Origin of the sequence: Acidiphilium multivorum AIU301 (assembly GCF_000202835.1) — a bacterium.
In the GTDB taxonomy this organism is placed as follows: Bacteria; Pseudomonadota; Alphaproteobacteria; order Acetobacterales; family Acetobacteraceae; genus Acidiphilium; species Acidiphilium multivorum.
In genome coordinates this window covers 2,149,776-2,172,432 of record NC_015186.1, presented here as the reverse complement: position 1 = coordinate 2,172,432, position 22,657 = coordinate 2,149,776, and the positions used below count along the sequence as shown (strand labels likewise).

The 22,657-nt window shown below is 61.0% G+C and carries 18 protein-coding genes and 3 pseudogenes; 8 read left to right on the top strand and 13 right to left on the bottom strand.

The annotated features are described in order from the left end of the window. Positions 1-704: 704 nt before the first annotated feature. The 5 genes from ACMV_RS09695 to rocF all read right to left on the bottom strand — a co-directional run bounded on the left by ACMV_RS09695 (position 705) and on the right by rocF (position 6,223). Positions 705-2,549: a PHA/PHB synthase family protein gene (locus ACMV_RS09695; RefSeq protein ID WP_041664858.1), complete on the bottom strand. Its 1,845-nt coding sequence runs from the start codon at positions 2,547-2,549 to the stop codon at positions 705-707. Between the two features lie 130 nt (positions 2,550-2,679). Beyond that, positions 2,680-3,129: an Mpo1 family 2-hydroxy fatty acid dioxygenase gene (locus ACMV_RS09690; protein ID WP_007424757.1), complete on the bottom strand. Its 450-nt coding sequence runs from the start codon at positions 3,127-3,129 to the stop codon at positions 2,680-2,682. 17 nt (positions 3,130-3,146) lie between these two features. Beyond that, positions 3,147-4,115, bottom strand: a complete 969-nt coding sequence (locus tag ACMV_RS09685; protein ID WP_048858054.1) for an alpha/beta fold hydrolase — start codon at positions 4,113-4,115, stop codon at positions 3,147-3,149. A gap of 96 nt (positions 4,116-4,211) precedes the next feature. Continuing rightward, positions 4,212-5,282 carry an ornithine cyclodeaminase gene (locus ACMV_RS09680; protein WP_007424759.1) on the bottom strand — a complete coding sequence of 357 codons (1,071 nt, stop codon included), beginning with the start codon at positions 5,280-5,282 and terminating at the stop codon, positions 4,212-4,214. A 2-nt stretch (positions 5,283-5,284) separates the two neighbouring features. Continuing rightward, positions 5,285-6,223: an arginase gene (gene rocF, locus ACMV_RS09675; RefSeq protein ID WP_427942185.1), complete on the bottom strand. Its 939-nt coding sequence runs from the start codon at positions 6,221-6,223 to the stop codon at positions 5,285-5,287. Positions 6,224-6,358: 135 nt separating this feature from the next. On the opposite strand from rocF, the gene ACMV_RS09670 reads away from it, so the two are divergent. From ACMV_RS09670 to ACMV_RS21825, 4 genes and pseudogenes are all read left to right on the top strand, one after another. After that, a complete protein-coding gene (locus tag ACMV_RS09670; protein ID WP_007424761.1) occupies positions 6,359-6,805 on the top strand; it encodes an Lrp/AsnC family transcriptional regulator in 447 nt (148 codons plus the stop codon). Positions 6,806-6,870: 65 nt separating this feature from the next. Next, positions 6,871-7,624: pseudogene (locus ACMV_RS19830) on the top strand (IS5 family transposase). A 244-nt stretch (positions 7,625-7,868) separates the two neighbouring features. Beyond that, the gene (locus ACMV_RS09655; RefSeq protein ID WP_013640308.1) at positions 7,869-8,816 is read left to right on the top strand and encodes an IS1595 family transposase; all 948 of its coding nucleotides are present in this window, start codon (positions 7,869-7,871) and stop codon (positions 8,814-8,816) included. Between the two features lie 170 nt (positions 8,817-8,986). Next, on the top strand, positions 8,987-11,701 hold the full coding sequence (locus ACMV_RS21825) for an autotransporter-associated beta strand repeat-containing protein (RefSeq protein WP_013640307.1): 2,715 nt from the start codon (positions 8,987-8,989) through the stop codon (positions 11,699-11,701). Between the two features lie 206 nt (positions 11,702-11,907). On the opposite strand, the gene ACMV_RS09645 is transcribed toward ACMV_RS21825, so the two are convergent. Further along, complete coding sequence (locus ACMV_RS09645; protein WP_013640306.1) at positions 11,908-12,723, bottom strand: sulfite exporter TauE/SafE family protein; 816 nt, start codon at positions 12,721-12,723, stop codon at positions 11,908-11,910. A 107-nt stretch (positions 12,724-12,830) separates the two neighbouring features. On the opposite strand from ACMV_RS09645, the gene ACMV_RS09640 reads away from it, so the two are divergent. Next, on the top strand, positions 12,831-13,607 hold the full coding sequence (locus ACMV_RS09640) for an AraC family transcriptional regulator (protein WP_013640305.1): 777 nt from the start codon (positions 12,831-12,833) through the stop codon (positions 13,605-13,607). 162 nt (positions 13,608-13,769) lie between these two features. On the opposite strand, the gene ACMV_RS09635 is transcribed toward ACMV_RS09640, so the two are convergent. Both ACMV_RS09635 and ACMV_RS09630 read right to left on the bottom strand, forming a co-directional pair. After that, positions 13,770-14,726 (bottom strand): alpha/beta hydrolase, encoded by a 957-nt coding sequence (locus ACMV_RS09635; protein WP_013640304.1) that lies wholly within the window; start codon positions 14,724-14,726, stop codon positions 13,770-13,772. Next, positions 14,723-15,748, bottom strand: a complete 1,026-nt coding sequence (locus ACMV_RS09630; RefSeq protein WP_013640303.1) for an MBL fold metallo-hydrolase — start codon at positions 15,746-15,748, stop codon at positions 14,723-14,725. The genes ACMV_RS09635 and ACMV_RS09630 overlap by 4 nt, the downstream gene beginning before the upstream one ends. Here ACMV_RS09630 and ACMV_RS09625 point away from each other — a divergent pair. After that, positions 15,747-16,712 (top strand): LysR substrate-binding domain-containing protein, encoded by a 966-nt coding sequence (locus ACMV_RS09625; RefSeq protein WP_013640302.1) that lies wholly within the window; start codon positions 15,747-15,749, stop codon positions 16,710-16,712. The genes ACMV_RS09630 and ACMV_RS09625 overlap by 2 nt on opposite strands. 97 nt (positions 16,713-16,809) lie before the next feature. On the opposite strand, the pseudogene ACMV_RS21505 reads toward ACMV_RS09625, so the two are convergent. Beyond that, positions 16,810-17,266, bottom strand: a pseudogene (locus ACMV_RS21505) (integrase core domain-containing protein); the annotation flags it as partial. 69 nt (positions 17,267-17,335) lie between these two features. On the opposite strand from ACMV_RS21505, the pseudogene ACMV_RS19820 reads away from it, so the two are divergent. Then, positions 17,336-17,655, top strand: a pseudogene (locus tag ACMV_RS19820) (transposase); the annotation flags it as partial. A 292-nt stretch (positions 17,656-17,947) separates the two neighbouring features. On the opposite strand, the gene ACMV_RS19815 reads toward ACMV_RS19820, so the two are convergent. Then, positions 17,948-19,717 (bottom strand): tetratricopeptide repeat protein, encoded by a 1,770-nt coding sequence (locus ACMV_RS19815; RefSeq protein ID WP_231844331.1) that lies wholly within the window; start codon positions 19,715-19,717, stop codon positions 17,948-17,950. 277 nt (positions 19,718-19,994) lie between these two features. Between ACMV_RS19815 and ACMV_RS09610 the strand changes: the two genes are divergently transcribed. After that, positions 19,995-21,011: an IS1595-like element ISAcr1 family transposase gene (locus tag ACMV_RS09610; RefSeq protein WP_007421341.1), complete on the top strand. Its 1,017-nt coding sequence runs from the start codon at positions 19,995-19,997 to the stop codon at positions 21,009-21,011. Here ACMV_RS09610 and ACMV_RS20825 read toward each other — a convergent pair. From ACMV_RS20825 to ACMV_RS09605, 3 genes are read right to left on the bottom strand one after another with little or no spacing between them, the layout of a single operon-like run. Next, on the bottom strand, positions 20,995-21,384 hold the full coding sequence (locus ACMV_RS20825; RefSeq protein WP_148360983.1) for a hypothetical protein: 390 nt from the start codon (positions 21,382-21,384) through the stop codon (positions 20,995-20,997). The two genes, ACMV_RS09610 and ACMV_RS20825, sit on opposite strands and share 17 nt — an antisense overlap. Next, positions 21,381-22,115, bottom strand: a complete 735-nt coding sequence (locus ACMV_RS20820) for a MotE family protein (RefSeq protein ID WP_138919228.1) — start codon at positions 22,113-22,115, stop codon at positions 21,381-21,383. Before ACMV_RS20820 ends, ACMV_RS20825 begins: the two co-directional genes overlap by 4 nt. Beyond that, on the bottom strand, positions 22,105-22,629 hold the full coding sequence (locus ACMV_RS09605) for a hypothetical protein (protein WP_172637327.1): 525 nt from the start codon (positions 22,627-22,629) through the stop codon (positions 22,105-22,107). The genes ACMV_RS20820 and ACMV_RS09605 overlap by 11 nt, the downstream gene beginning before the upstream one ends. Positions 22,630-22,657 lie beyond the last annotated feature (28 nt).

The following is a 22,657-nucleotide window of genomic DNA, read 5'->3' as shown; positions in this document are numbered from 1 at the left end:
CACCCCAATCTACACCGCTACGGATTCCAAAAGTCCACCACCAGCCCGGACACTACCTGCCAAGCCGCCGCGCCGCTTCGCCGTTCCCTGTACTGGCGTTCACGGCTGCAATCAGTCAAGGCGCGACTGTACAATATGGGCGACCGGATGAGGCGCGCGTAACCCCCCCAAGGTGCTCAACGGCAAAGGGGGCAAAAAGGCAGCTCTCAACCGATCAGCCCGATACGGCTATGAAGAATCATAAACCGCGGCCAGATAGGTACAGGGCGCAAAGCCAAGCGATCTGCCGGTCGAGGGGTGAACGGGCGACCACGATTCACGCCGTCGCGGATGAGCAGGGGGGCGCATCGCCGCTATCCTCCTGACGCCAGGACAGACGTCTGAAATAGCGGCGCCCGAGCCCTTTTGCCGACCATGTCGCCGCCAGACTATCTGATCGCCGACAAGGCTTACAAAGCCGACGACCGCCGCGCTTTCCTCACCCGGCAGGGCAGCAGGTCGGTGATCTCACCCATGCCCAACCGCCACGCCATGCCGGCCTTCGATCCCGTCGCCTACAGAAGCGCAAATTCATCGAACGCGCCTTCTGCAAGATCAAGGGCTGGTGCGCCATCGCCACACGCTACGACAAAGCCGCACGAAACTTCCTCGCCGGTATCTGTCTCGTCCTCGCCGCCACCGCGTGGATCAGTTAAGTCCAGAACCTAACGTTCGTGCACATACGCCCCCGGCGCATCGCCGAGCACCGGCAATCCTCGCGATGGCGCTGCCATCGGCGGCGGATCTGCCGCGCAGCCCGTGCCGACGCCGCCGATCCAGTCACGCCACGCCGGCCACCAGCTTCCCTGGCGCTCCGGGGCGAGCGTTGCCCAGGTGTCCGGATCGACATAGCGCTCGCCATGGCGGCGCGTCAGGATCTGGAATGTGCCGATGGACTGGTTCGGCGGATTCACGACTCCCACATTGTGCCCGCCGGATGCCAGCACGAACGTGATATCCGTATCTGCGAATAGCGCGATCTTATAGACCGAACGCCAGGGCGCAATATGGTCGCGCGTGGTGGCAACGGCAAACAGCGGGACGCGGATGTCCCGCAGGGCGATGACCCGCCCCTCGACCGCAAAACGGCCGGCTGAAAGCCGATTTTCGAGAAACAGCCCGCGAAGGTATTCACTGTGCATGCGTGCCGGCATGCGGGTCTGGTCGCTGTTCCAGGCCGACAGAGGGGTCATCCTGTCACGCTCGCCCAGCATGTAGTTGCGGATCAGCCGCGACCAGACCAGTTCGTTGGAGCGCAGCGCCTGAAATGCTCCGGCCATCTGCCGGGTATCCAGATAGCCCTGATCCCACATGAGGTCCTCGAGCAGGAGGAATTGCCGCTCGTCGAGAAAAAGCATCAGGTCCCCGGCATCCGCGAAGTCGGTCTGCGCGGCGAGCAGGGTCAGGCTCGCCAGCCGGTCGTCATGATCCCGCGCCATGGTCGCAGCCGCGATCGCGAGGATCGTTCCGCCAAGACAATACCCGCAGGCGTGAATGGCACGGTCGGGCACGATGCGGGATACGGCATCGAGGGCTGCCATCACGCCGTGGCGCCGGTAATCGTCGAGGCCGACGTTGCGATCGTGCCGGTCGGGGTTGATCCACGAGATGATGAAGACGGTATGGCCGTTCGTCACCAGATAGCGAACCAGCGACGTCTCGGGTGTCAGGTCGAGGATATAGTATTTCATGATCCACGCCGGCACGATCAGCACAGGCTCGGCCGTGACCTTTGCCGTCGCGGGCGCATACTGGATCAGCTCCATCAGTTCGTTACGGTAGACGACTTTTCCGGCCGTCGTCGCGACCACCTCGCCGACGGGAAACGCCTCCGCGCCATAGGGGCCCTGCCCGGCCAGAAGACGTTCCGCGTCCTCGATCCAGTTCGACCATCCGCGAAGCAGATTGAACCCGCCTTCCTGCAAGGTCCGGCGAATGATTTCGGGATTCAACCACGGGATGTTGGTGGGCGCGGCAATATCGAGGATCTGCCGCGCCATGAAGGCGACCTCGGCTTCGTGCCGCCGCACCAGCCCGGGCACCTGTCGTGTTGCCTCCCGCCACCAGTCATCGGCGACAAGAAAGCCCTGGACGATGGCGTTGAACGGATAGGCCGACCAGCCTTCATCGGCGAAGCGGCGATCTCCCTCGGGGGGGCGCAAGGGCGGATTTTCAGGTTCGCCGATGGCCGCGCGAGGAAGCCAGAAGCCGAGCCGGAGCAGAAACGTCGCCGCGCGCATCGCCAGGGCCTCCTGCTTGCCGAGCGCCAGTTCGAGATGCAGCGCCCAGTCTGTCCAGGCATCGGCGACGGCGAGCGGCGACACACCCTGGCTGATCCGCGCGAACATCGCGCGCGAAAGGCGGTCGAACGTCGCGAAGCCCGGCATGGCGGTCGTGCCGCTATCGGCCCGGCGACGCGAAGGCAGGACGGGCGCGTTCGGCGAGGGCCGCACTTCCCGCGGCGGGGGGCGGCGCGGCGGCTGCCGCGCAGGATGTTTTCGATCCGCCATGGCCGGCTCCACCGCAATTGAAGCGGCCCAACTCCTGCCGCGCGGCTTTCTATTCCACGTTCTTCCGGGTGAAGCCTTGACGCAGGTCAACCAGAGCGGCGGCGGGTGGGAGGCACGATGTCTGCCACGGTCACGTCTGCCGCCGGCCCGGCAGCATTTCGTGCATCACGAACAGGGGGCCGACCAGCAGGTAGCGGAGATCGTCGAAAAAGGACGGCTTGCGGCCCTCGATGTGATGGCCGACGAATTGTCCGATCCAGGCGATGACGAAAATGCCAAGCGCGAGCGGCAGGATCGCTGACGGCGGAATGACGAGGGTCCAGAGCGCGAGCATCGCCGCAAGGACGGCCGCCATCGCCGCCGCGGCGCGCAAGGCCACCATCCGATCGGGGTCGATGAAGGCGTAGTAGATGACGGCGGCGATCAGCGCGATACCCGCCACGACGGGATTGATCGCCACCAGCCCACCCACCACCGCGAAGACGATCGCCGGCACGCATACGCAATGGATCAGCACATTCCGGCGATTCCTGTGGCTCTCCGCGTAGTGGAGCAGCTTCTGTTCGAGGGTGGTGTCCATGGCGGATTTCCTGCGCGTCAGCGTGTTGGACCGGGCGATCCGGAACCGGCGGCCGCGGATGGGGGCCGCGCCGCATTGTCGCAGATCAGGTTGAGCAGCCGGGGCACCACGCCCGGCGCGATGTCGTGGCCCATGCCGGGAATGACGACGAGGCGCGCGTCCGGGATCGCCGCCGCGGTCGCGCGGCCACCGCTCGGGTGCACCATCGGGTCCCGGTCGCCATGCACCACCAGCGTCGGCGCGGTGATCCGCCGCAGCATCGCGGTCCGGTCGCCGGATTTCACGATCGCGGTGATCTGCCGCACGATGCCGGCATCGCGGTCCGGGCCGCCACGATCCCAGGCCTTGCCGGCGTAATCGGCAAGCGCCGTCGCATCGATCGGGAAGCCGCGGCCTCCGATCGCGCGCATCGAGTCGACGAAGCGCTGCACCGCCGCCTCGCGCGTGCGCGGCGGCCCCTGCAGCAGGCGCAGCAGCGAGGCCAGCGCCGGCTGGCCAACCCGCCGCGCGCCGGTGGTCGAGAAGATGGAGGTCAGGCTGCGCACCAGGTCAGGCCGTGTCGCCGCCAGGGTCTGCGCGATCATCCCGCCCATCGACATGCCGACCACATGCGCGGGGCCGAGGCGAAGGTATTCGAGCAGGCCGGCGGCGTCCGCCGCCATGTCGGTCAGGTCGTAGTCCTGCGTCCGGGCCCGGCGCAGGAGCAGTTGCAGCTTCGAGGGCGGTGCGATCCCGATGCGGGACGAGCGGCCGACGTCACGATTGTCGAAGGTGATGACGCTGAAGCCGCGCTCGACCAGCCCATCCGCCATGGCGACCGGCCAGGAGTGCAACTGCAATTGCAGGCCGGCGATCAGCAGGATCGGCGGCCCGTTGCCGCGGACCCGGTAACAGAGGCGCGTCCCGCCGGCGAGGTCGCAGAATTGCTCGTCGGCGATCGGCAAATCTCGGGGTCGGTCCGGGCTTTCGGTGTTCTGGTTCTGCATCCGATTTCCTCTCGCGGATACAGATTGACGCAAACGGCAGGGAAATCAAAGGGGATGACGCACAAAGAATCGCGACAGCGCCCCGCCGGGTACGGGTCAGGCCCCGGCCGGTGCCTTCGCCGGCGCCGGCGCGGCCGCCCGGAGGATCATGCCGAACAGATCGCGCGGCTCGTCGGGGTCGGCCAGCATGTCGAGTCCCTCGTAGAGCCCGGTTCCGGCCAACTGGTCCCGCACATAGCGCAGGGCCGAGAAATCCTCGGTTGCGAAGCCGACCGAGTCGAACAGGGTGATCTGCCCCGGATTGGCGCGGCCCGGCGCGGCGCCGGTGATGACCTGCCACAGTTCGGTCACCGGATGATCCGGCGCGAGTTGCTGGATTTCCCCCTCGATCCGCGTCTGCGGCGGGTATTCGACGAAAATGTCGGAGCGCATCAGGATGTCGCGATGCAGTTCGGTCTTGCCCGGGCAATCGCCGCCGACGGCGTTGATGTGGATGCCGGCGCCGACCATGTTGTCGGTCAGGATCGTGGCGTATTGCTTGTCGGCCGTCACGGTGGTGACGATCTGCGCGCCGGCCACCGCCTCTTCCGCCGACTGGCAGGGTGTGATGTCGAAGCCGAACCCGGCGAGGTTGCGGATGCATTTCCGCGTTGCCGCCGGATCGATGTCGTAGAGGCGAAGCTGCCGGATGCCGAGCAGGGCGCGGAAGGCCACGGCCTGGAATTCGGACTGCGCACCATTGCCGATGATCGCCATGCACGCGGCATCCCGCGGCGCGAGGTGGCGGGCGGCCACCGCCGAGGTCGCCGCCGTGCGCAGGGCGGTCAGGATCGTCATTTCCGACAGCAGGACCGGATAGCCGGTGCCGACATCGGCCAGGACGCCGAAGGCGGTCACGGTCTGCCGCCCCTCGCGCGTATTCTTCGGATGGCCGTTCACGTATTTGAAGCCGTAGGTGCGGCCGTCGCTGGTCGGCATCAGTTCGATCACGCCCTCCGCACTGTGCGAGGCGAGGCGAGGCGTCTTGTCGAAGGTCTCCCAGCGGCGGAAATCCTCCTCGACATATTCGGCGAGGCCGGCGATGAAGCGCTCGATGCCGACGCGAAGCACGAGCTTCATCATGTTGTCGACGCTGACGAACGGCACGATATTCAGGTTCGGGATCATGATCAGAAGCTCCGTGTGGGATAGTCGAGCACGCGGCGGCCGAGCAGGCTGGCCAGCAGGTCCACCATCAGGATGGCGGTGCGGCCGCGTTCATCGAGAAAGGGATTGAGTTCGACGAGGTCGACGCTGCCGACCAGGCCGCTGTCGTGCAGCATCTCCATCACCAGATGCGCCTCGCGGAAGGTGGCCCCGCCGGGAACCGTGGTGCCGACGCCGGGCGCGATTGCTGGGTCAAGGAAATCGACGTCGAGGCTGACATGCAGGTGGCCGTTCGCCGCCGCCACCCTGGCAAGAAAGTCACGCAGCAGGGGGACGACGCCGTGCTCGTCGATGGCGCGCATGTCGTAAACCGTGATGCCGGCGCCTTCCAGGATGCGCTGCTCCGCCGGATCGACGCTGCGGATGCCGAGCATGCAGACATTTTCCGGACGGATGCGTGCCGCGGCCGGCGGGAAATAGCCCTCGAACCCAGCCTGCCCGGTGGCATAGGCCATCGGAACGCCGTGCAGGTTGCCGCTTCGGGTCGTATCGAGCGTGTGGAGATCGGGATGGGCGTCGAGCCAGAGCACGAAGAATTCGCGCTGCCGCTCCGCCGCCCGGCGGGCCAGGCCGGTCAGCGACCCGGCAGCGAGACTGTGATCGCCGCCGAGGCAGACCGGAAAGGCATCCTCGGCATCGAATGCCGAATAGGCAGCCTCGGCCAGAGAAGACGTCCATCCGGCAACCTCCGGCAGGCACTTCACCGTGCCGTTGCCATGCGGCTTCGATGCTGTCGGACGGGGTGCGATATTGCCGAGATCGTCCACCGCGTGACCGAGATCGCGGATGGCGCTCGCGATTCCTGCGGCTCGGAACGCGCTCGGCCCCATCTCGCAACCAGGCCTGCCGGCGCCATCCTGCACCGGAACACCGATCAGCCGGCATTGCTTCCGCTGCATCATCGATTGCTCCTCCGTCACCATTGCCATACACATCAAACCAGAGGCTGGCGGCGGAATGCACCCGGAAAATTGACATGTTTTCAAGTGGTATCTAGCATTCTGAAAAGCTGAATTGATCAGAATGGCACCTCCTTCATGGTACAGAACGATCCGCTCGACGACAGGCTGATCACCCTTCTCCGCCATGACGGCCGGCGAAGCATTTCCGACCTCGCGATCGAACTCGGCGTGTCGAGGGCGACGGTTCGCGCACGGATCGACCGACTGGAACGGAGCGGCGTGATCATCGGCTACACGGTGATCCTGCGGGCCGATACTGTTGCCGCACCGGTACGCGGCCTCATGCTGATCGAGGTTGAAGGCCACGCCGCCGACCGGGTGGTCCGCGCCCTCAGCGCCTTTCCCGAGGTGGTCGAGATCCATACAACCAATGGCCGGTGGGATCTCATCGTCGAGTTGGCCTCACCCACCCTCGCCGATCTGGATGGCATCCTGCGCCGGGTCCGGCTGATTCCCGGCATTACCGCCAGCGAGACTAACCTGCTGCTCAATACCCCGCGCAGCACAAGAGCGCGGCTCTAGGTTCTGTACCTATTGCATGACTACGGCGGCGCGTTTGATTCAAGCCTCTTCGGAGGGCTTGGAAGATGCCGGAGCTATTCTGGCTGAACGACACGCAATGGGCAGCGATCGAGCCACTGCCGCCGGACTTCGGCGGCAAACCGCGGGTTGACGATCGCCGGGTGCTGAGCGGCATCCTGCATCGCATTCGCGAGGGCTCGCGATGGCGAGCTCTTCCGGATGCCTAAGGGCCACGAACCACCGAATTCAACCGGTTCAACCGCTGGAGCCAGCGTGGCCTCTGGCGGGAGATGTTTGCCACTCTTGTCGCCTGCGCGGATCCGCCGCGCATCGCCATGGTGGATAGCACCTTGGTTCGGGCACATCGCGCGGCCGCGGGCGGTAAAGGGGGGTGCAAAGCCAGGCGATCGGCCGGTCGAGGGGTGGACGGACGACCAGGATCCACGCCGTCGCGGATGAGCAGGGGCGCATCGCCGCCGTCCTCCTGACGCCAGGACAGGCATCCGATATCAGCGGCGCCCGAACGCTTCTGCCCACCATGCCGCCGTTAGAAGACCCGATCGCCGACAAAGCCTACGCACCGATGATCTCCGCGCCTTCCTCACCAGGCAGGGCACAAGGCCAGTGATCTCGCCAATGCCCAACCGTCGCGCCATACCGGCCTTCGACCCCGTCGCCTACAGAAAGCGCAATCTCATCGAGCGCGCCTTCTACAGGCTCAAGGACTGGCGCGCCATCGCCACACGCTACGACAAAACCGCACGAAACTTCCTCGCGGGTATCTGTCTCGTCCTCGCCGTCACCTCATGGATCAGTTGAGGCCAGAACCTAAAGTGCTGCCCAACCACTCATTGAGGGCGACAAGAGACGTTGTCCCGAGTCTTTGCGCACGGCGGTCGCGACGTCGCTTCCGCATTGCTGAGCCATTTCGGCAAGGCCTTGGGCGTCATTTCCGGCCCATTGCCTGAACGGATACTCACAATATTACCTGCTTACCCATCTTGATCCGCTGATTCTGGCGCGGTACGAAACATGAACGTGCTGGCATGATCGGGAGGTTTGGATGGCGCGCAACGCGGTGCAGTTTCAGAAGGGGCTGAGCGAGGCAGAATTTGACCGGCTGTATGGCACCGAGGAACTGTGCCGGGCGGTCGTCATCAAGCTGCGGTGGCCGGATGGGTTTTCCTGTCCCGTCTGCGGTGGCACGGCGCATAGTATCCATACCGCGCGCGGGTTGTTTCAGTGCACGCGCTGCCGTCGCCAGACCTCGCCGACCGCAGGGACGATCTTCGCGGCGACGAAATTGCCCCTGCGCACGTGGTTCCGCGCGATATACCACATGACGCAGAGCAAACAGGGGATCTCCTCGATCGAACTCGGACGGCGCCTCGGCGTGCGGCAGACGACCGCGTGGATGCTCAAGCACAAGCTCCAGCAGGCGATGATGGAGCGTGACGGGCGCAAACGTCTGAAAGGGCGGGTCGAGATCGACGATGCGGTTCTCGGCGGTCAGCGCTCCGGCGGCAAGCGCGGACGCGGCGCGCCGGGCAAGACGCCGTTTGTCGCGGCGGTCGAGACGACCGAAGACGGCAAGCCGGTCCGGCTGAAACTGCGCCGGGTCGCGGGGTTCACCGGCCAGGCGATTTCACGCTTCGCGTTGCACAGTCTCGATCCTGCCTGCAACGTCGTCAGCGATGGGTTGGCCTGCTTTCATCGGGTCGCCGACGCCGGCTGCGCGCACGAGGCGATCGTCACCGGAGGCGGTGCCGAAGCCGCGCGTCACCCGGTGTTCCGATGGGTCAACACCACCCTGGGGAACATCAAGTCCGCGATCGTCGGCACCTACCGGGCGATCAGCAGCAAGCACGCGCCGCGATATCTCGCCGAATTCGAGTACCGCTATAATCGCCGATACGATCTCGCGAGTATGATCCCAAGGCTCGGATACGCTGTCATCCACGCGCCGCCAATGCCCTACAGACTACTGAAATTGGCGGAGATTCATGGGTAAGCAGGCAATATTAACCCTTTGCTGCCTAAAGACGACGAAACGGATTTTCGCCTCATCGAATCACAAGCAAGAAAGTGGATATGCGGTTTCCTCACCCGCCATGCCAGAAACTCCGGATTGTGCTTGTTGTGACATCTCGCCTCGCCGCGTCGAAATCCCGCAGGACTCTCGTGGCGGGCATCCTTCTCGCCTGCTTGCCAATTGTCGGTAATGCCTGGGCTCAGAGCGTCACCTTTGGCTATACCGGCGCCGCCCAAACCCTGCGCATCGCGATCACGGGAACCTACCAGATCACAGTCGCGGGCGCCCAGGGCGGCAATGGTGGCAATTCACGGCAAGGCGGCGCCGGTGCCGTGATCGTCGGCGACTATGATTTTTCCGCTGGCGAGGTCCTGAACCTCATTGCGGGTGGGGCCGGGAGTAGCTCGACTTATGGCGGCGGCGGCGGCGGGGGAGGTAGCTTCGTGTTCGACCAGTCGAGCAACACATTGGTCGTGGTCGCGGGCGGCGGCGGCGGCGCTGGCTCCAATCGAGGCGGCGGCGGCGGCGGACAGGTTACGACCTCAGGTGCCTCTGGCAGTGGCGCGGGCGCCGGGGCCGGGGGTAGCAACGGCGATGGCGGCGCAGCTAACCCCTACGACCATGGCGGGGGCGGGGGCGGCTTTCTTACGGCTGGGCAGAACAGCGGTTCTTTCGCGACCGGCGGCGCCGCCTACCCGTCTCTCGCCGGCGGTGTTGCACGATACGGCGAGGCGGGCGGTTATGGTGGCGGCGGAGCCGGGACCACCGAAGGCGGCGGCGGTGGCGGCTATTCGGGCGGCGGCGGCGGCTCGGGATATTTGAGCTTCGGCGGTGGCGGCGGCGGTTCTTACGAAGCAAGCGGGTTCACGCTGATCTCGGCGACCGCCGGCAGCTCCGGCAACGCCATCTCGGTCGCCGGAAATTTTGGAAACGGCTACATCAGCTTCCTTCTCTCCCAATCCAATATCTCCGGTCAGGGCGGGCAATTATCTGACGTCGGATCGTCGCTGACCACCGAGTTCGACGGAGGCAGCCTGACCAGCGACGCCAACGCCACCACGGCTGCCTCCTTCACCATCACCGGCAAGGGTGGCACACTGAATGCCGCCGGCCATACACTGATCTTCACAGGCGTCTTCTCTAATGCCAATGGCAGCACGCCAGGGCATCTGATCATCTCGTCCAATCCGAGTGCCGGCGGCGTCATCGTCCTTGATCCCGTTGGGGCGAATACGTTCACCGGCGGCATCCAGGTCCTGGCCGGCGCCACGCTGCAGATCGCATCTGCGAGCGCTCTGGGTTCGGGGACGCTTGCGCTTCTGGGTACGGCCACGATGCCCGCGGAACTGAGTGTCACCGGCACGACGGCCATAACTGACCCGATCGTGCTCGAGGGCGATCCGACCTTCGATATTGCCAGCGGCAAAACCACCACGATCGGCAGCGTGATTTCCAACGCGACCCCGGGGAGTCCCGCCGGCGATCTCGTGAAGCAGGGTGGCGGAGCGCTGGTGCTGACGGGGGCGAACACCTACACCGGAGCGACGACGATCGATGCCGGCACGCTTGCGCTTTCGGGAACCGGTGGAATTGTCGATTCCGCCGCGGTGACGAACAACGCGACATTCGATCTCTCCGGCTCCAGGCAATCGGTCAGGCTCAGCGGCGACTATACCCAGAGCGGGAGTGGCTTGCTGGTGCTCGGTGCGACCCCGACGATGACAATCGGCACCGGCTATTCTCAGCTGCTGGCGAGCGGACGGGCGACGCTTTCCGGCGCGCTCGGTATCGATCTCGGCTCTGGCACCTACGCAATCGGCGGCAAGTACGACCTTATCCACGCGAGTGGCGGGGTCTCCGGGACTTTCTCGCAGGTCGGCTACGCGGGCAGCTTCGGCCCTTACATCCTCCCCAGCGTCGTTTACCAGCCGGATGATGTGTATCTCGAACTCAGCCCGCAGCCGGTATTGGTCGATAGCGGCCGGGCTTATGTTGCGAGCCGGTTCGCCATCAACGAGGCGCTGTTCGACGACATTGACGCAATCCTTGGCGGCGATAGTGCAGGCTCGGCGCGTTCGGGCGTCTGGATGCATGCGCTCGGGAATTTCGGGAGCGCGAATGGCTTCGACTTCCGCACAGGCGGAACGCTGGTCGGACGCGGCTTTCCGATCTCGCCCGTCTGGATTGCGGGCTTTGCCGTGAATGCGTTGTTCACGGGCACGAGTGGCCGCTACGGCACGGTAAACAATACGGAGACCGGCATCGCCCTCTATGGGATTTATCATCATCGCCATCTCCAGATATCCTTCAGTAATGCGGTGGGCGGTCTCTCTGACAATTTCGAGCGCTCGGTGCCGGAATTCGGCATCGGTGCCCGTGCCGGCGGGGCTGGACTCTATGACGTGGCGGCGATGCGGGCGCAGTATGCGCTGCGGCAGGGCCTGTTCTTCCTGGCTCCGGATATCGAGGCAGCCTACGCTCATACACAGATCGGGACGGTGGTGGAGACTGGGGTCGGCAGTTTGGGTCTGACCTATGAGGCGCTCGCCACGGATCTCGGCCGGATCTCCGCGGGCATAACCGGAGGCATGGTCCTGCGCCGATCTTTCGGAACTGTCGAACCGTTCGTTTCAACCGGCGGCTATGGCAGCGTCGGGCAGTGCCGCTACAGTAACGTTGAGACGCTGCAACTCTCGAGTTCGGTGCAGACGGCGACCGTGGCAGCAACAGCAGCTTACACGGAAGGCGCGGGAGTGAAAGTGATCGGAACCGGACATTGGCGCGCTGAAGCCTATTGGGAGGGAGCATGGGGCGATAACAGCTCCATGCAAGATCTCGGTTTAGCCGTGCGCTATGTCTGGTAGCGGCCCAAACGCGTCGCTTCGCCCCTCCCCAGCGACATAGCGGGGCGGTCTTTAATCTCTCTGGCACCCACCTGTACAGAATTCCCTCTTGCGAGCGCTTTCCCACTTCTGTCGGCGACCGCCCCTGGGCGTAATTTTGTGCCGCCCCGGCGATCGCGTGAAGGGAAAGGCCGACGACGGCACGGACGGCCCGCTTCCGCGGGCGATCAGACGATCATGCCGATCAGCACGACGACCAGAAGAAGCAGGTAGGTCCGGGCGTGCCAGCCATCCGGAATCCGCCCGATGAAGGGTGCTGCCGCGCGGATGCCCAGCAGGGACCCGATCACGAGAACGACGAAGGCGAGCCCATCGACGCTTCCCACTTGCCATTGCGAGACCGCTACGGCATCGGCTGGCAGCAGCATGTAGATGCCCGCGCCGATCAATGCCACCGGCAGGGTGAGCGGCGTTGCCATGGCCGTGGCCCGAGTCATGTCCATGCCCCGCCGCCGGTTCATCGGAACCGTCATCACGCTGCCCCCCACGCCGAGAAAGGTCGCAATCGTGCCTATGATGATACCGGCAACGGCCGTAAACTGGGCCGGCATCCTCGGCAGGGGGCCGTCGTCTGCTGCCCTGGACAGGAAGCCGCGCCGCAGCAGGCAATCCAGGATTGTCACGCCCAGGTAGGCCACGAAGGCCCAGCGCATGACGTCATCGGAAGCGCTGGTCGCAAGCATCGCTCCGATACCTGCGCCGATCGCGATGTATCCTGCGAGTGGCCAGAGTTCAGCCGCGACGAGGTTGCCGAGCCGTGCGTGTCGCATCGTCGCCATGAAAGAGTTGACCACCATTACTGCGGTCGACGTGGCAACCGCCACGTGCATGGCGGCAGGACTCGCGCTCGTACCCCGCCCCAGATCCACCGTGAGGATCGAGAAGAGCAGCGGGACGATGACAAAGCCTCCGCCAAAGCCGAAGAGCACCGTTGTCACACCGCTGAGGACGCCAAAGACAGTCAGAATCAGGTAGGTCAGCACGCCGTATTCCCGCTTTCGAACAGGATCGCTCTACACAGATAAATCTTGCCCTGCTTGCGATGATAGGTCAGATATTTTCGAGAATGCGCCAAAACGGGAACGCCACGATGAACAGCCGCCAGATCCCTGTCGCCCGCAGCGACGGCATCGATCGGCCGGTATTGGCCTTCGGCACAGACTACCCGGACGGGACCTTGCTATCATGGCACTGCCATGCCCGCGCGCAGCTGCTCTACGCCGCCGTGGGTACGATGCGGGTGGACACGGAAAACGGCACCTGGATCGTGCCGCCGCAGCAAGCGGTCTGGATCCCGGCGGGCCATTCGCATCAGGTCCTGATGCAGCGCGCAAGCACGCGCAGTGTGTATGTCGATCCACCTGTCGCACCACGCTCCGGGCAATTCTGCGAAGTGCTGCAAGTGACGCCCTTGTTACGACAGTTGCTTATCGAAGCGGTGGAAGCGTCTGCGGACTACAAAGCCGGGGAACGGGATGGGGCTTTGTTCGAACTATTGCTGCACGAGATCGGCCGTGCCGCGGCTTTACCCCTTCATGTGCCGCTTCCTGCGTCCCCCGCGTTGCTGGAGCTGTGCCGTCGCTTCCTGCACGCCCCCGATATCCGGATTACGGCCGATGACTGGGCCCGCGGCCTTGCCATGAGTCGGCGTAGCCTCAACCGTCTTTTCCTGCGTGAAACCGGGACTACTCTCCTCCACTGGCGTCAGCGGGCCTGCGTCCTGGCTGCGCTCTCGCGTCTCGCGGACGGGACACCGGTTACGGTCGTCGCACTGGATCAGGGATACGAAAGCCCGGCGGCTTTTACGACAATGTTCAAGCGGATTCTGGACAGACCACCTTCCGCCTTCATGCGGCACCGGGTGTGATCGGGCACCAGATTTAGTCGCCTGCGGACGACTGTCACGATGCCCAGTGAACCGGATGGCCAATTCCGGCGTCAAACTGCGGCCTGCATACGCCCTTGCACTCGAGCTTCTACCGAAAGCCCACTGCTTTCAGGACCACTCGCGATGCATCGCGAGCGGCGGCTATCCAGGCAATGTGCGGAGGAAAAGCAGGATTTCGCTCAGAATTTGCCAGCGGTTGCGTTCCATCACCATCATATGTGTGGCTTCGCCGATCTCGATCCAGCGCCGATAGCGGGCACCAGTGAGGCGCTGAAAGAGGGCCGACATGCGCGGCAGCGGCACATCCAGATCCCATTCGCCGTGCAGCAGCAGCACAGGCGCGGTGATCGCTTCCGGTTCATAGAATGGACGGCCAACGGACCAATAATCCCGCACATCCTGGATGACGCCGGCAGGGGCGCGAATGATGCCGTCCTTGGACGCCGGATCACTCGCCAGAATGATTTCGGCCCAGGCGGCGAACCATGCGCTGGGCAAAATCTCCTCCTGCCGCTCGGTCGGCACGCCTTCAAGCCAGCGGTTGCGGAAGGCATGGACATCGAAACGGCGATAGGCCGGCACCGGGCCACCCGGATCAATGCGCGGCGGCCCGTCGCTCAGCCATTGCGGGGCGATGAGGACGAGTTTCGCGACATTGGTGGGATGAGTCGCGCTGTAGGTGCCAGTCACCGTGCCGCCCCAGGACATGCCGATGAGAGTCAACTGAAGAAGATCCTGCGCGGCCCGGATGTGATCCACAGCAGTAGCCAGGTCGCGTACCGCTTCCGCGGTGGAGACTTGAGGCGGGGCTGCGTCCGGCGCCCCATCCATGCCGGCGGGGCGGGTCGAACCGCCAAAGCCACGCACATTCAGCGCCCAGACATCGAAGCCTGCTTCTGCCAACACATCCATGAAAGCGCCTTCGCCGACCGGCACGTCATAGAGGCTTTCGGCCGGGAGCGTCGCGCCATGCATGAGCAGCAGGGTGCGTTCTGCTCCGAAGGCGGCGATGCCGGTGCGGCGCTTGCGGCGGAGATGGAGGGAAATGCCCGGTGTATCACTCGGGATGAGCCGGTTTTCGGTGGTGAGGTCGCTCATGATGCAGAGTTTTCCTTCGGATTTACGAACTTCCAGGCAAACCCGGGGCCGTTCCGCGTGATACGGCCGGCGCCGCTTTCGGCAAAATGGGCGGAAAAGCAGAGAGCACCACTTTCAGCGGCTTGCGCCAATACACCGCGGCGCGACTGCTCTGCTGTCTTGGGAAACTCGCAGTAGACCGACCGCAGATCGGGCCGGTACGCCTGCAGTGGATGATGCATGATATCGGCGATGAACCAGGCTTCCTCACCGCGAGAGCGTAGGCGGATAACGGCATGGTCGATGCTGTGCCCGGGTGCGGGATGGAAGGAGAGGCCGTCCGCAATCTCCTTGCCGTCGATCGCGATGGCCTGGCCCAGGCCGGCGTCGATCACGGGTTTCAGACTATCGGTATAAACCTGCGGCATGGGCGGATGATCCGCGCGGCCGAGATCTGCTGGAGGCAGATCGGGCGCAGGCGCGAAGCCGTCCAAGGCGGCGGCGTAACGTGCCTCTGTTTCGGAATAGACATGTCGTGCGCGGGTGAAGAGCGGTTGCCAGGTGTTATCCTGCAGCACCGTATTCCAACCGACATGGTCGGCATGAATATGCGTCAGCAGGACGAGATCGACCTGTTCCGGCGTCACCCCGGCGGCCGCAAGGCGGGACAGATAGGGCGTGTCGAGACGGTCCAGCATCGGGGCGCTGGGCCGCGGCTTGTCGTTGCCGGTGGCGGTGTCGATCAGAATGACGCGCCCGGCATGACGCACCAGCCAGGAATGCGTGCCCTGGGCGAGCTTGCCCGTATCAGGATTGTAGGAGCCGGCCGAAAGTTGGCTGCCATAGGCGCCCAGTGCTGCGGCGTCGAGATCGGGATAGAGCCGGGCAGGATCGGCATTCGTCCAGCGGAGTTCAGGGATACGGGTCACGAGCGCATCGCCGACCCGGAAGGAGAGCGGGGGTTCTGCGCCGTTGGAGGATTGCTGCGTCATGAACGGGAAGCTATGGTCCGTGGGGTCATCATGCAAATCGATTTCGGTCATGCGCTCTATCGATCACTTCAATCTCCGTTCCTTCGACCTCAACCTGCTGGCCGCCTTCGACGCCCTGATGACCGAGCGCAGCGTGACGCGGGCGGCGCAGCGGCTGAAACTCGGTCAACCGGCCATGAGCCACGCGCTGTCAACGCCGCGGCTTCTCCTGGATGACGAGGTTCTGGTCCGTGTCGGCACGGCGATGAATCCGACTGCCAAGGCGATCGCGCTGGCGCCGCGGCTGCGCGAGCTTCTGTTGCAGATTCAGAACACCCTGACAGACGGCAAGCCCTTCGACCCGCAATCCGAAACGCGAATAGTACGGCTTGGCTTTTCGTCTGAGTTGGAGATTCTACTGCTCCCCAGGCTGACTGCCTATTTGCAGGCCCATGCTCCGGGCATCAGCTTGCTGACCCGCTCGGTTGCGCGGGGTGACGCACATCGCATGCTGGATAACGGTGAACTCGATCTTGCCATCGGCTGTTTCGACTACGAGCTGGAACGGCATTGCGGCACGCCGCTATTTGAACAGTCACTTGCTTGCTGTTTCAATCCGGATCTCGTGCAGCCCGGGTTGCCTTTGACCGCTGCCGACTACATTGCGCATCCGCATGCATTGATGACGTTGAAGGACGATATCCAGGGCTGCCTGTCCGAGGCTTTGGCGCGCGCCGGCAAGGCGCTGCATGTGGTGCTGGCGGCGTCCGATTTTCTCACCGTTCTGGCTACTGCCGCCGAGGCACCGGTCATCGCCACGTTGCCAGCGCGAATGGCAGCACGCTATGCGCCGCGCTTCGGCCTCACGGTCGCGGAGATTCCACTCGACCTCCGCCTGCCTTCAGTGGCTCTGGTGTGGTCGATGCAGAACGACCGTGACCCGGCACTCGCATGGCTGCGGGCGCAGGTCGTGCCGCTATTGCAGGCTGCGTCCGCTTCGGAGATCGCTCGATCCTCGGTCAGGCAACCGAGCTGAGTCGATTCCGAATGTCGAATAAATTAGGGAATTGACCTGCTCCCCAATTTGTCAGCGTCCATAAGTTGGCGCTGTTCGTGTTTTGGTCCGCTCTGGACTAGTTTGCAAATTCGGTCGGGGTGAGACCGTCGAGGCTCGTGTGTGGTTTGTTCAGGTCGTAGCCGATCCTCCATTCTTCGATGATGTCTCTTGCGTGGCGATAACTGCGGAACAGATGCTCGTTGAGGCATTCGTCCCTGCGGCGGCCATTAAAGCTCTCGACGAAGCCGTTTGCATGGGCTTTCCTGGCGCGATGTAGTGCCATGCGACACCGCGATCCCGCTGCTATTTCAGCATGGCGTTTGGAGTGAGTTCGGCTCCGTAGCACGTCAGGAATGGGAGCCGCCGAGCCAGCGGGGCGCGGAGCCACGATGTTCGGCGATCGCATCCAGTTCTCGGGCCACGCGTTCCCCGGAGATCGAATTGTCGACAACGGCCGCAAGGCACTCCCGGCTGAAGTCGTCGATGACACACAGGATGCGGAAGCGGCGCCCGTCGACCAGGGTATCGGGCACTATCCTGAATTTTGTGTGTGTTTGGGATAATGGGTAGAAAGGAAGCCCCATATGGCATGACGGAAAGCACTGGCGATCCCGGACGACTTATTGGATCAGTTGCTGACTGGCGATGATGCGGCGGCAGCCCTGTACTCGGGTGATCTGGTGAACGCGCAGAAGAAGGCTCTGGCGGAGCGGGCCTGATGGCGGAGATGGATTACCATTTGAGTGATGATACGGAAGTTGAGAACAGCCGCAACGGCTACGGCCGCAAGTCGGTGTCGACCGGCACGGAGAAGATCGAGATTGCGGTTCCCCGTGACCGTGCGGGCAGCTTCGATCCGCAACTGATCGCCAAACGCCAGCGCCGGTTTCCGGGCTTCGATGACAAGATCATCACACACTACCATTCAGATTCAGGCTCTGAGGTAGTAACGGCTCGATCGCGCCCATTGCGTGTCGTTCAGCCAGGAAAGGCCCGCCATGTTCCATGGCCCTCAGTAGCGGCTTGGATCAAATCCTCTGTAGTCATCGCAATAGGTACAGAACCTATGCTGTGCACGGGTGGTTGCAAGTCCATATTGTGTCTCCGGCAAGGCTTCGAACACCTCCCACAATCACATCTGGCAAGTCACCCCTCACAAGATAATTCCTGAGTCGTTCCGAAATGGCATTCTCGCAGTATCAGAAAAGAACCATTCATTTTTTATTATCGCCTACTACACTTTCTAAGTTTTTTATTTTCCTGATTGCATCCTGCAAATTTCCTTTTTTTGATATCGGTGGATCGGTTATCACCATAAACAAAGCCGACTGCGGTCCTGCCGGAATTCTATTGATATAATCATTTTTTATTTCATTAATTTTTGAAATATCATGCATCTTTGAAGCTGTAAAAGCTAAATTTACAGCAATCTGCGCTTCAGAATTGCTAAGCATTCCACTTTTGGGGATTTGCAGTCTAGCTAGAGCAGACAACGCATGCTCCTCGGTCTTCCAATCTTTTTTCCGGTCAGCGTCAATAATAATTTTTTTTAATTCACTGTTTTTATGTTTTTCTTCGATGAATATTTTTTCATCTACATGTTTATTCTTCTTCATTGTTTCCATTTCATTATTCAATTTGTCAATTATTCTTTTTTGGTCAAAAGAAAGGGGCAGGTTGTTGATTCGGTTTAATATAATTTGTGCCGAGTCCAGATTATTTTGCCTAATTTGAAATTTTGCTAAATCAATTGACAATTCAAATTTTTTTCGGTCATTTTTTACGGTTTTTATGATTGTATTAAATATTTTTTCGGACGGATGATTGAGGCCGAGATCAAGAAGTTTACTAGACAATATCTTTAGCACCGGCATACCAAGCGAACTACCTGGTATAAGATCCATATTATCTTCAATTAGCGCAGCGGCAGCCAATGGACTCATTTTTTTTAAATTATCATCATTTTCAAGTGTGTTAAAGAATTTTTGCCGCAACCCATTAATTGAATCAGTCTCGTTGGGAAATAATATAAGTGCGCGATTCAAACCGGCCATTGCCTCTGTCCATGCACCATAAGCCGCCTGAAGTTGGGCTAAATGCAAGCGTAGGGACAATTCATGATGCTCCCCCCGCCAATCATAGATATGGTTTAATAATAAAGACGCCGCCGATTTGGCATCAATTTTATTCAACTTATATTCAAGCATAATCATGCGTGAGAAAGCGATGGCAGCATCACGATTATTTCTCGATTTTATTATATCATGATAGCTTATTAGAGCATTTTTGTTATTGCCTAATTTTTCCTGCAGCTCCGCTTTCTCCAGCCGGAGGTATTTCTCATTTGGGAATAATTGAAATAATTGCTCCAAAGCATGAATTTTTCCAGATCTAATAAGTGCTTCGGCAACAATTGGGGTAACTTGTCCTCTTAATGCAACTGGTAACGCCGACAAAACATTAATGTATTTTCTAAGAATATTACCAGAATTCTGATTATTATAAATTTCTGCATCGGCAACCCCGCGCCAAAAATTCGCCTGGTCTTCGCTTTTCGGCATCTTTTGAAGATGCTTCAGGGCCTTGTTCGGATGAAATGAGACGATATCTGAAACAGCATGCAGCAACTGCCACTGCGCGCTCCGCACGATGTATGGTTGGCTCTGTGCTAGACGATCCAGGGCAGCTCCAGCTTCGGGCCCCATATCCAAGGCGAGCATCACGCGAGCTAGGCGAAATGTTGCCTCTCGCCTATCGAGAGGCGGAGCTTCCGCAACTGCTACCCGTTCAATACCAAGCCTTCGTCTCAATCCGATTATGCCGTATTGTGGTAAATTTATGCCATTCGGAGTGTCTGAAACGTCTGTCAAAGGTGGCTTTACAAATGGATTTCCGATCGGCAGCCTGGCTTCAGGCTCCATTGCTTGCAATACAAAGCCTGATGGCTCTGGAGACAGCGTTATTGCATCGGATGACGCTACCACGGCAATTCCACGAGATGCCGGTATGAACCGATATCCTGGGCCGCTGAGATTACTTTTTATCGAGCAGGACCCAAGCACAGTGCCGACAAGCAAGGGACGGCCAGTCCGAGGATCCGACATTGATACGACCGCTGCGGATCGATCACACTTCAGATTGATTGCACCCTTATTGAATGAAACAGGCATTGCTTTTGATGCAATTGATTTCGCTATATCTACATGAAACGAACCTTGCCTATCCGGTTGACTCCCATACCTACTAGATCTAGTGTTGGGCATGGATGTCCTGGCCCGTGAAGACCTGCCGTTCCCGCAGTCTCTGCCGGAATTCCAGCGTATTTTCCCGAACGACGCGGCCTGTGCCGCCTATCTCGAAAGCGCCCGCTGGAATGGAGGGTTCGCCTGCCCAAGGTGCGGCGTCGTTGGCGAGCCGTTCCGTTTCGAGGCGCGCCCGGGCGTTCTGCGCTGCCGGGCCTGTCGCAAAGACGTAAGCCTGATGGCTGGGACCGTTATGGAACGCAGTCACACGCCGCTGTCGACTTGGTTCTGGGCGGCTTACTTGATCGCCAGCCAGACGCCCGGAATGTCGGCCGTCCAATTTCAGCGGCAACTCGGCCTGTCGCGCTACGAGACCGCCTTCGGCATCCTTCATAAGCTGCGCGCCGGGATGGTGCGCCCCGAGCGCGACAAGATTGGCGACACGCCGCAAGAACACGTCGAAGTGGATGAAACGTGGGTTGGAGGACGAACCCGAGGCGATGGACGGGGTGTCCATCACAAGGTTCTCGTCGCCTGTGCCGTGGAGGTGCGCCACCGGAAACCGGGAACCAAGCTCGACAATCGGAAAGACGGTCGCTACGCGGGACGCGTTCGTCTCGCTGTTGTCCCCGACCGTAGCGCCAATTCGCTCTGCGGATTCGTCGAAAACGCCGTTGCTCCCGGATCGCTGATCGTTACCGACGACTGGAGCGGCTATGCCGGTCTCGGAAGGCGCGGGTTCGACCACCATGCAATCGCCGAATGCGGCGACCCGGAGGTGGCAGAAGAATTCCTGCCGATCGTCCACTTGGTCTTTACCAACCTGAAGACCTGGATCAACGGCATCCATCACGGGGTCAGCGCCAAACATCTACAAGCCTACCTCAATGAATTCACGTTTCGGTTCAACCGGCGCCTCTATCCCTTCAACGCGTTCCGCTCGCTGCTCGGAATCGCGGGTAGGGCAGCCGCACCAACCTTTGACGAGCTTTATTCCGGGGAATGGACACACCCTACATTTAGTGGGTGTGGGTAACAACCGGATAGGCAAGAAACGAACTATTGCCGACCGTTGTAATTATGTCTTGTCCAAGCGGAAGCGGAATTTGTAAGACCGTTGCGCCGGGGAGATGAACTACTGTGGCATCTGGAATGCCGGTGACTTGGCGGAGGGCAAATTTCCGAACAGGGAGCTTGGCTGCCAGTACGATGTATTCATAATTTCCTTCACGGAAAATTGCCTGGCCAATTTGGGACGGCGCTAAATTATTTGGAACAAGAATACGAAACCAATATGGCTTCGTACTGATGGCGAGGGACGGTTCCGTACTGACAGCCAAAATGCCGCAAATATGCAGCAACATTTTAATTCTTTTGCTACATATCTTTTTTTGAGGTGAACGATTCATGGCGCGCCATCGGGCAGAAGTGAGGCAGCAGGCTGAGCTTCGATGGATGGCTGTGAAATTCCCGCAAGCTTCTCAGTAACCATCTGTGCTTTCTCGGGAGTCATGGCCGCCAGTATCGGTGCTGATTTCCGGCTATTCATTCGCTGAAGCACATTCAGTACGACTTCCGGATCTAACCCGTCAAAAATGCGTGCCGCGCTGCGTGGATCCATCGTTTCATATGTGGAAACCAAAGCAGCCCACTTCTTTTCATTCGCGGCGTGATGCTCTGCATTCATCGCTTCAAGCCGCTTGGCCAATGGCTTGAGTGCGGCGACTTGCTTTGCAATTGCTGCTTTTGCCACCGTCAGTTCAGCTTCCCGTTGATCCAGAGCAGCGGCTCTCGCATCAAGTTGTTTAGCCCGCTGCTTGAGTTGAAGCAGTATCTTGCGTTCTCCAGCCTGATCAAGCGGATCTGGCTTGCAAAGAGGAGGCGGAGGGGGGCGATCTGTCCAGTTAGCGACGGGTGCATAAGGCATTGTGTTGGAATTCGGTGGCGCGTTCGGTCCTGTCGGTTCGGCATCGGAATGACGGGCGTCAATCTTCTTGCTTACTTGCGACGTAGCCTCGGTCTTCGCAAACGCAGCCTCAATGAGGCCAGCCGACTTGAAGAGGATGGTTCCACATAGGCAGAACATTACAATAGGCAGGAGGCGTGGAGTACCGCCGGATCGGGAGTCGTTAGGTGACATCAGCCAACATCCGGACAAGATCGCGTTCGGCCCTGCTCTGCAACTTGACGCTCCGTCGTGACGATGAGGGGCGTGCAAGGGAATTTGGTGTGGCGGTTAACACTCCGTGCGGCGGAGCTATCAAGTGGGTGCTCTGAGGCTGCGTTGTCATCGCGGGCTTTAACGGTGCTTCGACAGCTTCCTGGCGTTCCATGAGCGGAGGCATATTGGCAACGATTGTTGCCTGGCTTATTGCGTCGTCGAGACGCTTGGTGGCTACCGCCGCTGCCTGGCAAGCTTCATCTAGTACAGCGGAACTCTTGCCCGCTTCTTTCGTGAGCCGATCTGTGGCGTCTATGGCAGCAGTCACAGATGTGCCGATCCGGTCGATAAGCTCCTGCAACGTCTGCCGTTCGGCTCGCATCTGGATGATTGATCGGTCCAGACGGCGCGCATAGATCAGAGTGAATACCAGAAGCCCAAAAAGGACAACCTGGAACCCCCAGGTTCCGAACTCGAGCAGATCTACTAGCATCGTTTGCACCATTTTGCGCCTAAGTTTT

Coding starts and splice junctions, on each gene's coding strand:
- ACMV_RS09680 (WP_007424759.1), bottom strand. CDS start 5,282: ATGATCCCGAACCTGAATATCGTGCCGTTCGTCAGCGTCGACAACATG.
- ACMV_RS09610 (WP_007421341.1), top strand. CDS start 19,995: ATGGATGTCCTGGCCCGTGAAGACCTGCCGTTCCCGCAGTCTCTGCCG.
- ACMV_RS09655 (WP_013640308.1), top strand. CDS start 7,869: ATGGCGCGCAACGCGGTGCAGTTTCAGAAGGGGCTGAGCGAGGCAGAA.
- ACMV_RS09625 (WP_013640302.1), top strand. CDS start 15,747: ATGCGCTCTATCGATCACTTCAATCTCCGTTCCTTCGACCTCAACCTG.
- ACMV_RS09605 (WP_172637327.1), bottom strand. CDS start 22,629: ATGCTAGTAGATCTGCTCGAGTTCGGAACCTGGGGGTTCCAGGTTGTC.
- ACMV_RS09635 (WP_013640304.1), bottom strand. CDS start 14,726: ATGAGCGACCTCACCACCGAAAACCGGCTCATCCCGAGTGATACACCG.
- ACMV_RS09630 (WP_013640303.1), bottom strand. CDS start 15,748: ATGACCGAAATCGATTTGCATGATGACCCCACGGACCATAGCTTCCCG.
- ACMV_RS09690 (WP_007424757.1), bottom strand. CDS start 3,129: ATGGACACCACCCTCGAACAGAAGCTGCTCCACTACGCGGAGAGCCAC.
- ACMV_RS20820 (WP_138919228.1), bottom strand. CDS start 22,115: ATGTCACCTAACGACTCCCGATCCGGCGGTACTCCACGCCTCCTGCCT.
- ACMV_RS09695 (WP_041664858.1), bottom strand. CDS start 2,549: ATGGCGGATCGAAAACATCCTGCGCGGCAGCCGCCGCGCCGCCCCCCG.
- ACMV_RS20825 (WP_148360983.1), bottom strand. CDS start 21,384: ATGAATCGTTCACCTCAAAAAAAGATATGTAGCAAAAGAATTAAAATG.
- ACMV_RS09640 (WP_013640305.1), top strand. CDS start 12,831: ATGAACAGCCGCCAGATCCCTGTCGCCCGCAGCGACGGCATCGATCGG.
- ACMV_RS09685 (WP_048858054.1), bottom strand. CDS start 4,115: ATGCAGAACCAGAACACCGAAAGCCCGGACCGACCCCGAGATTTGCCG.
- ACMV_RS09670 (WP_007424761.1), top strand. CDS start 6,359: ATGGTACAGAACGATCCGCTCGACGACAGGCTGATCACCCTTCTCCGC.
- rocF (WP_427942185.1), bottom strand. CDS start 6,223: ATGATGCAGCGGAAGCAATGCCGGCTGATCGGTGTTCCGGTGCAGGAT.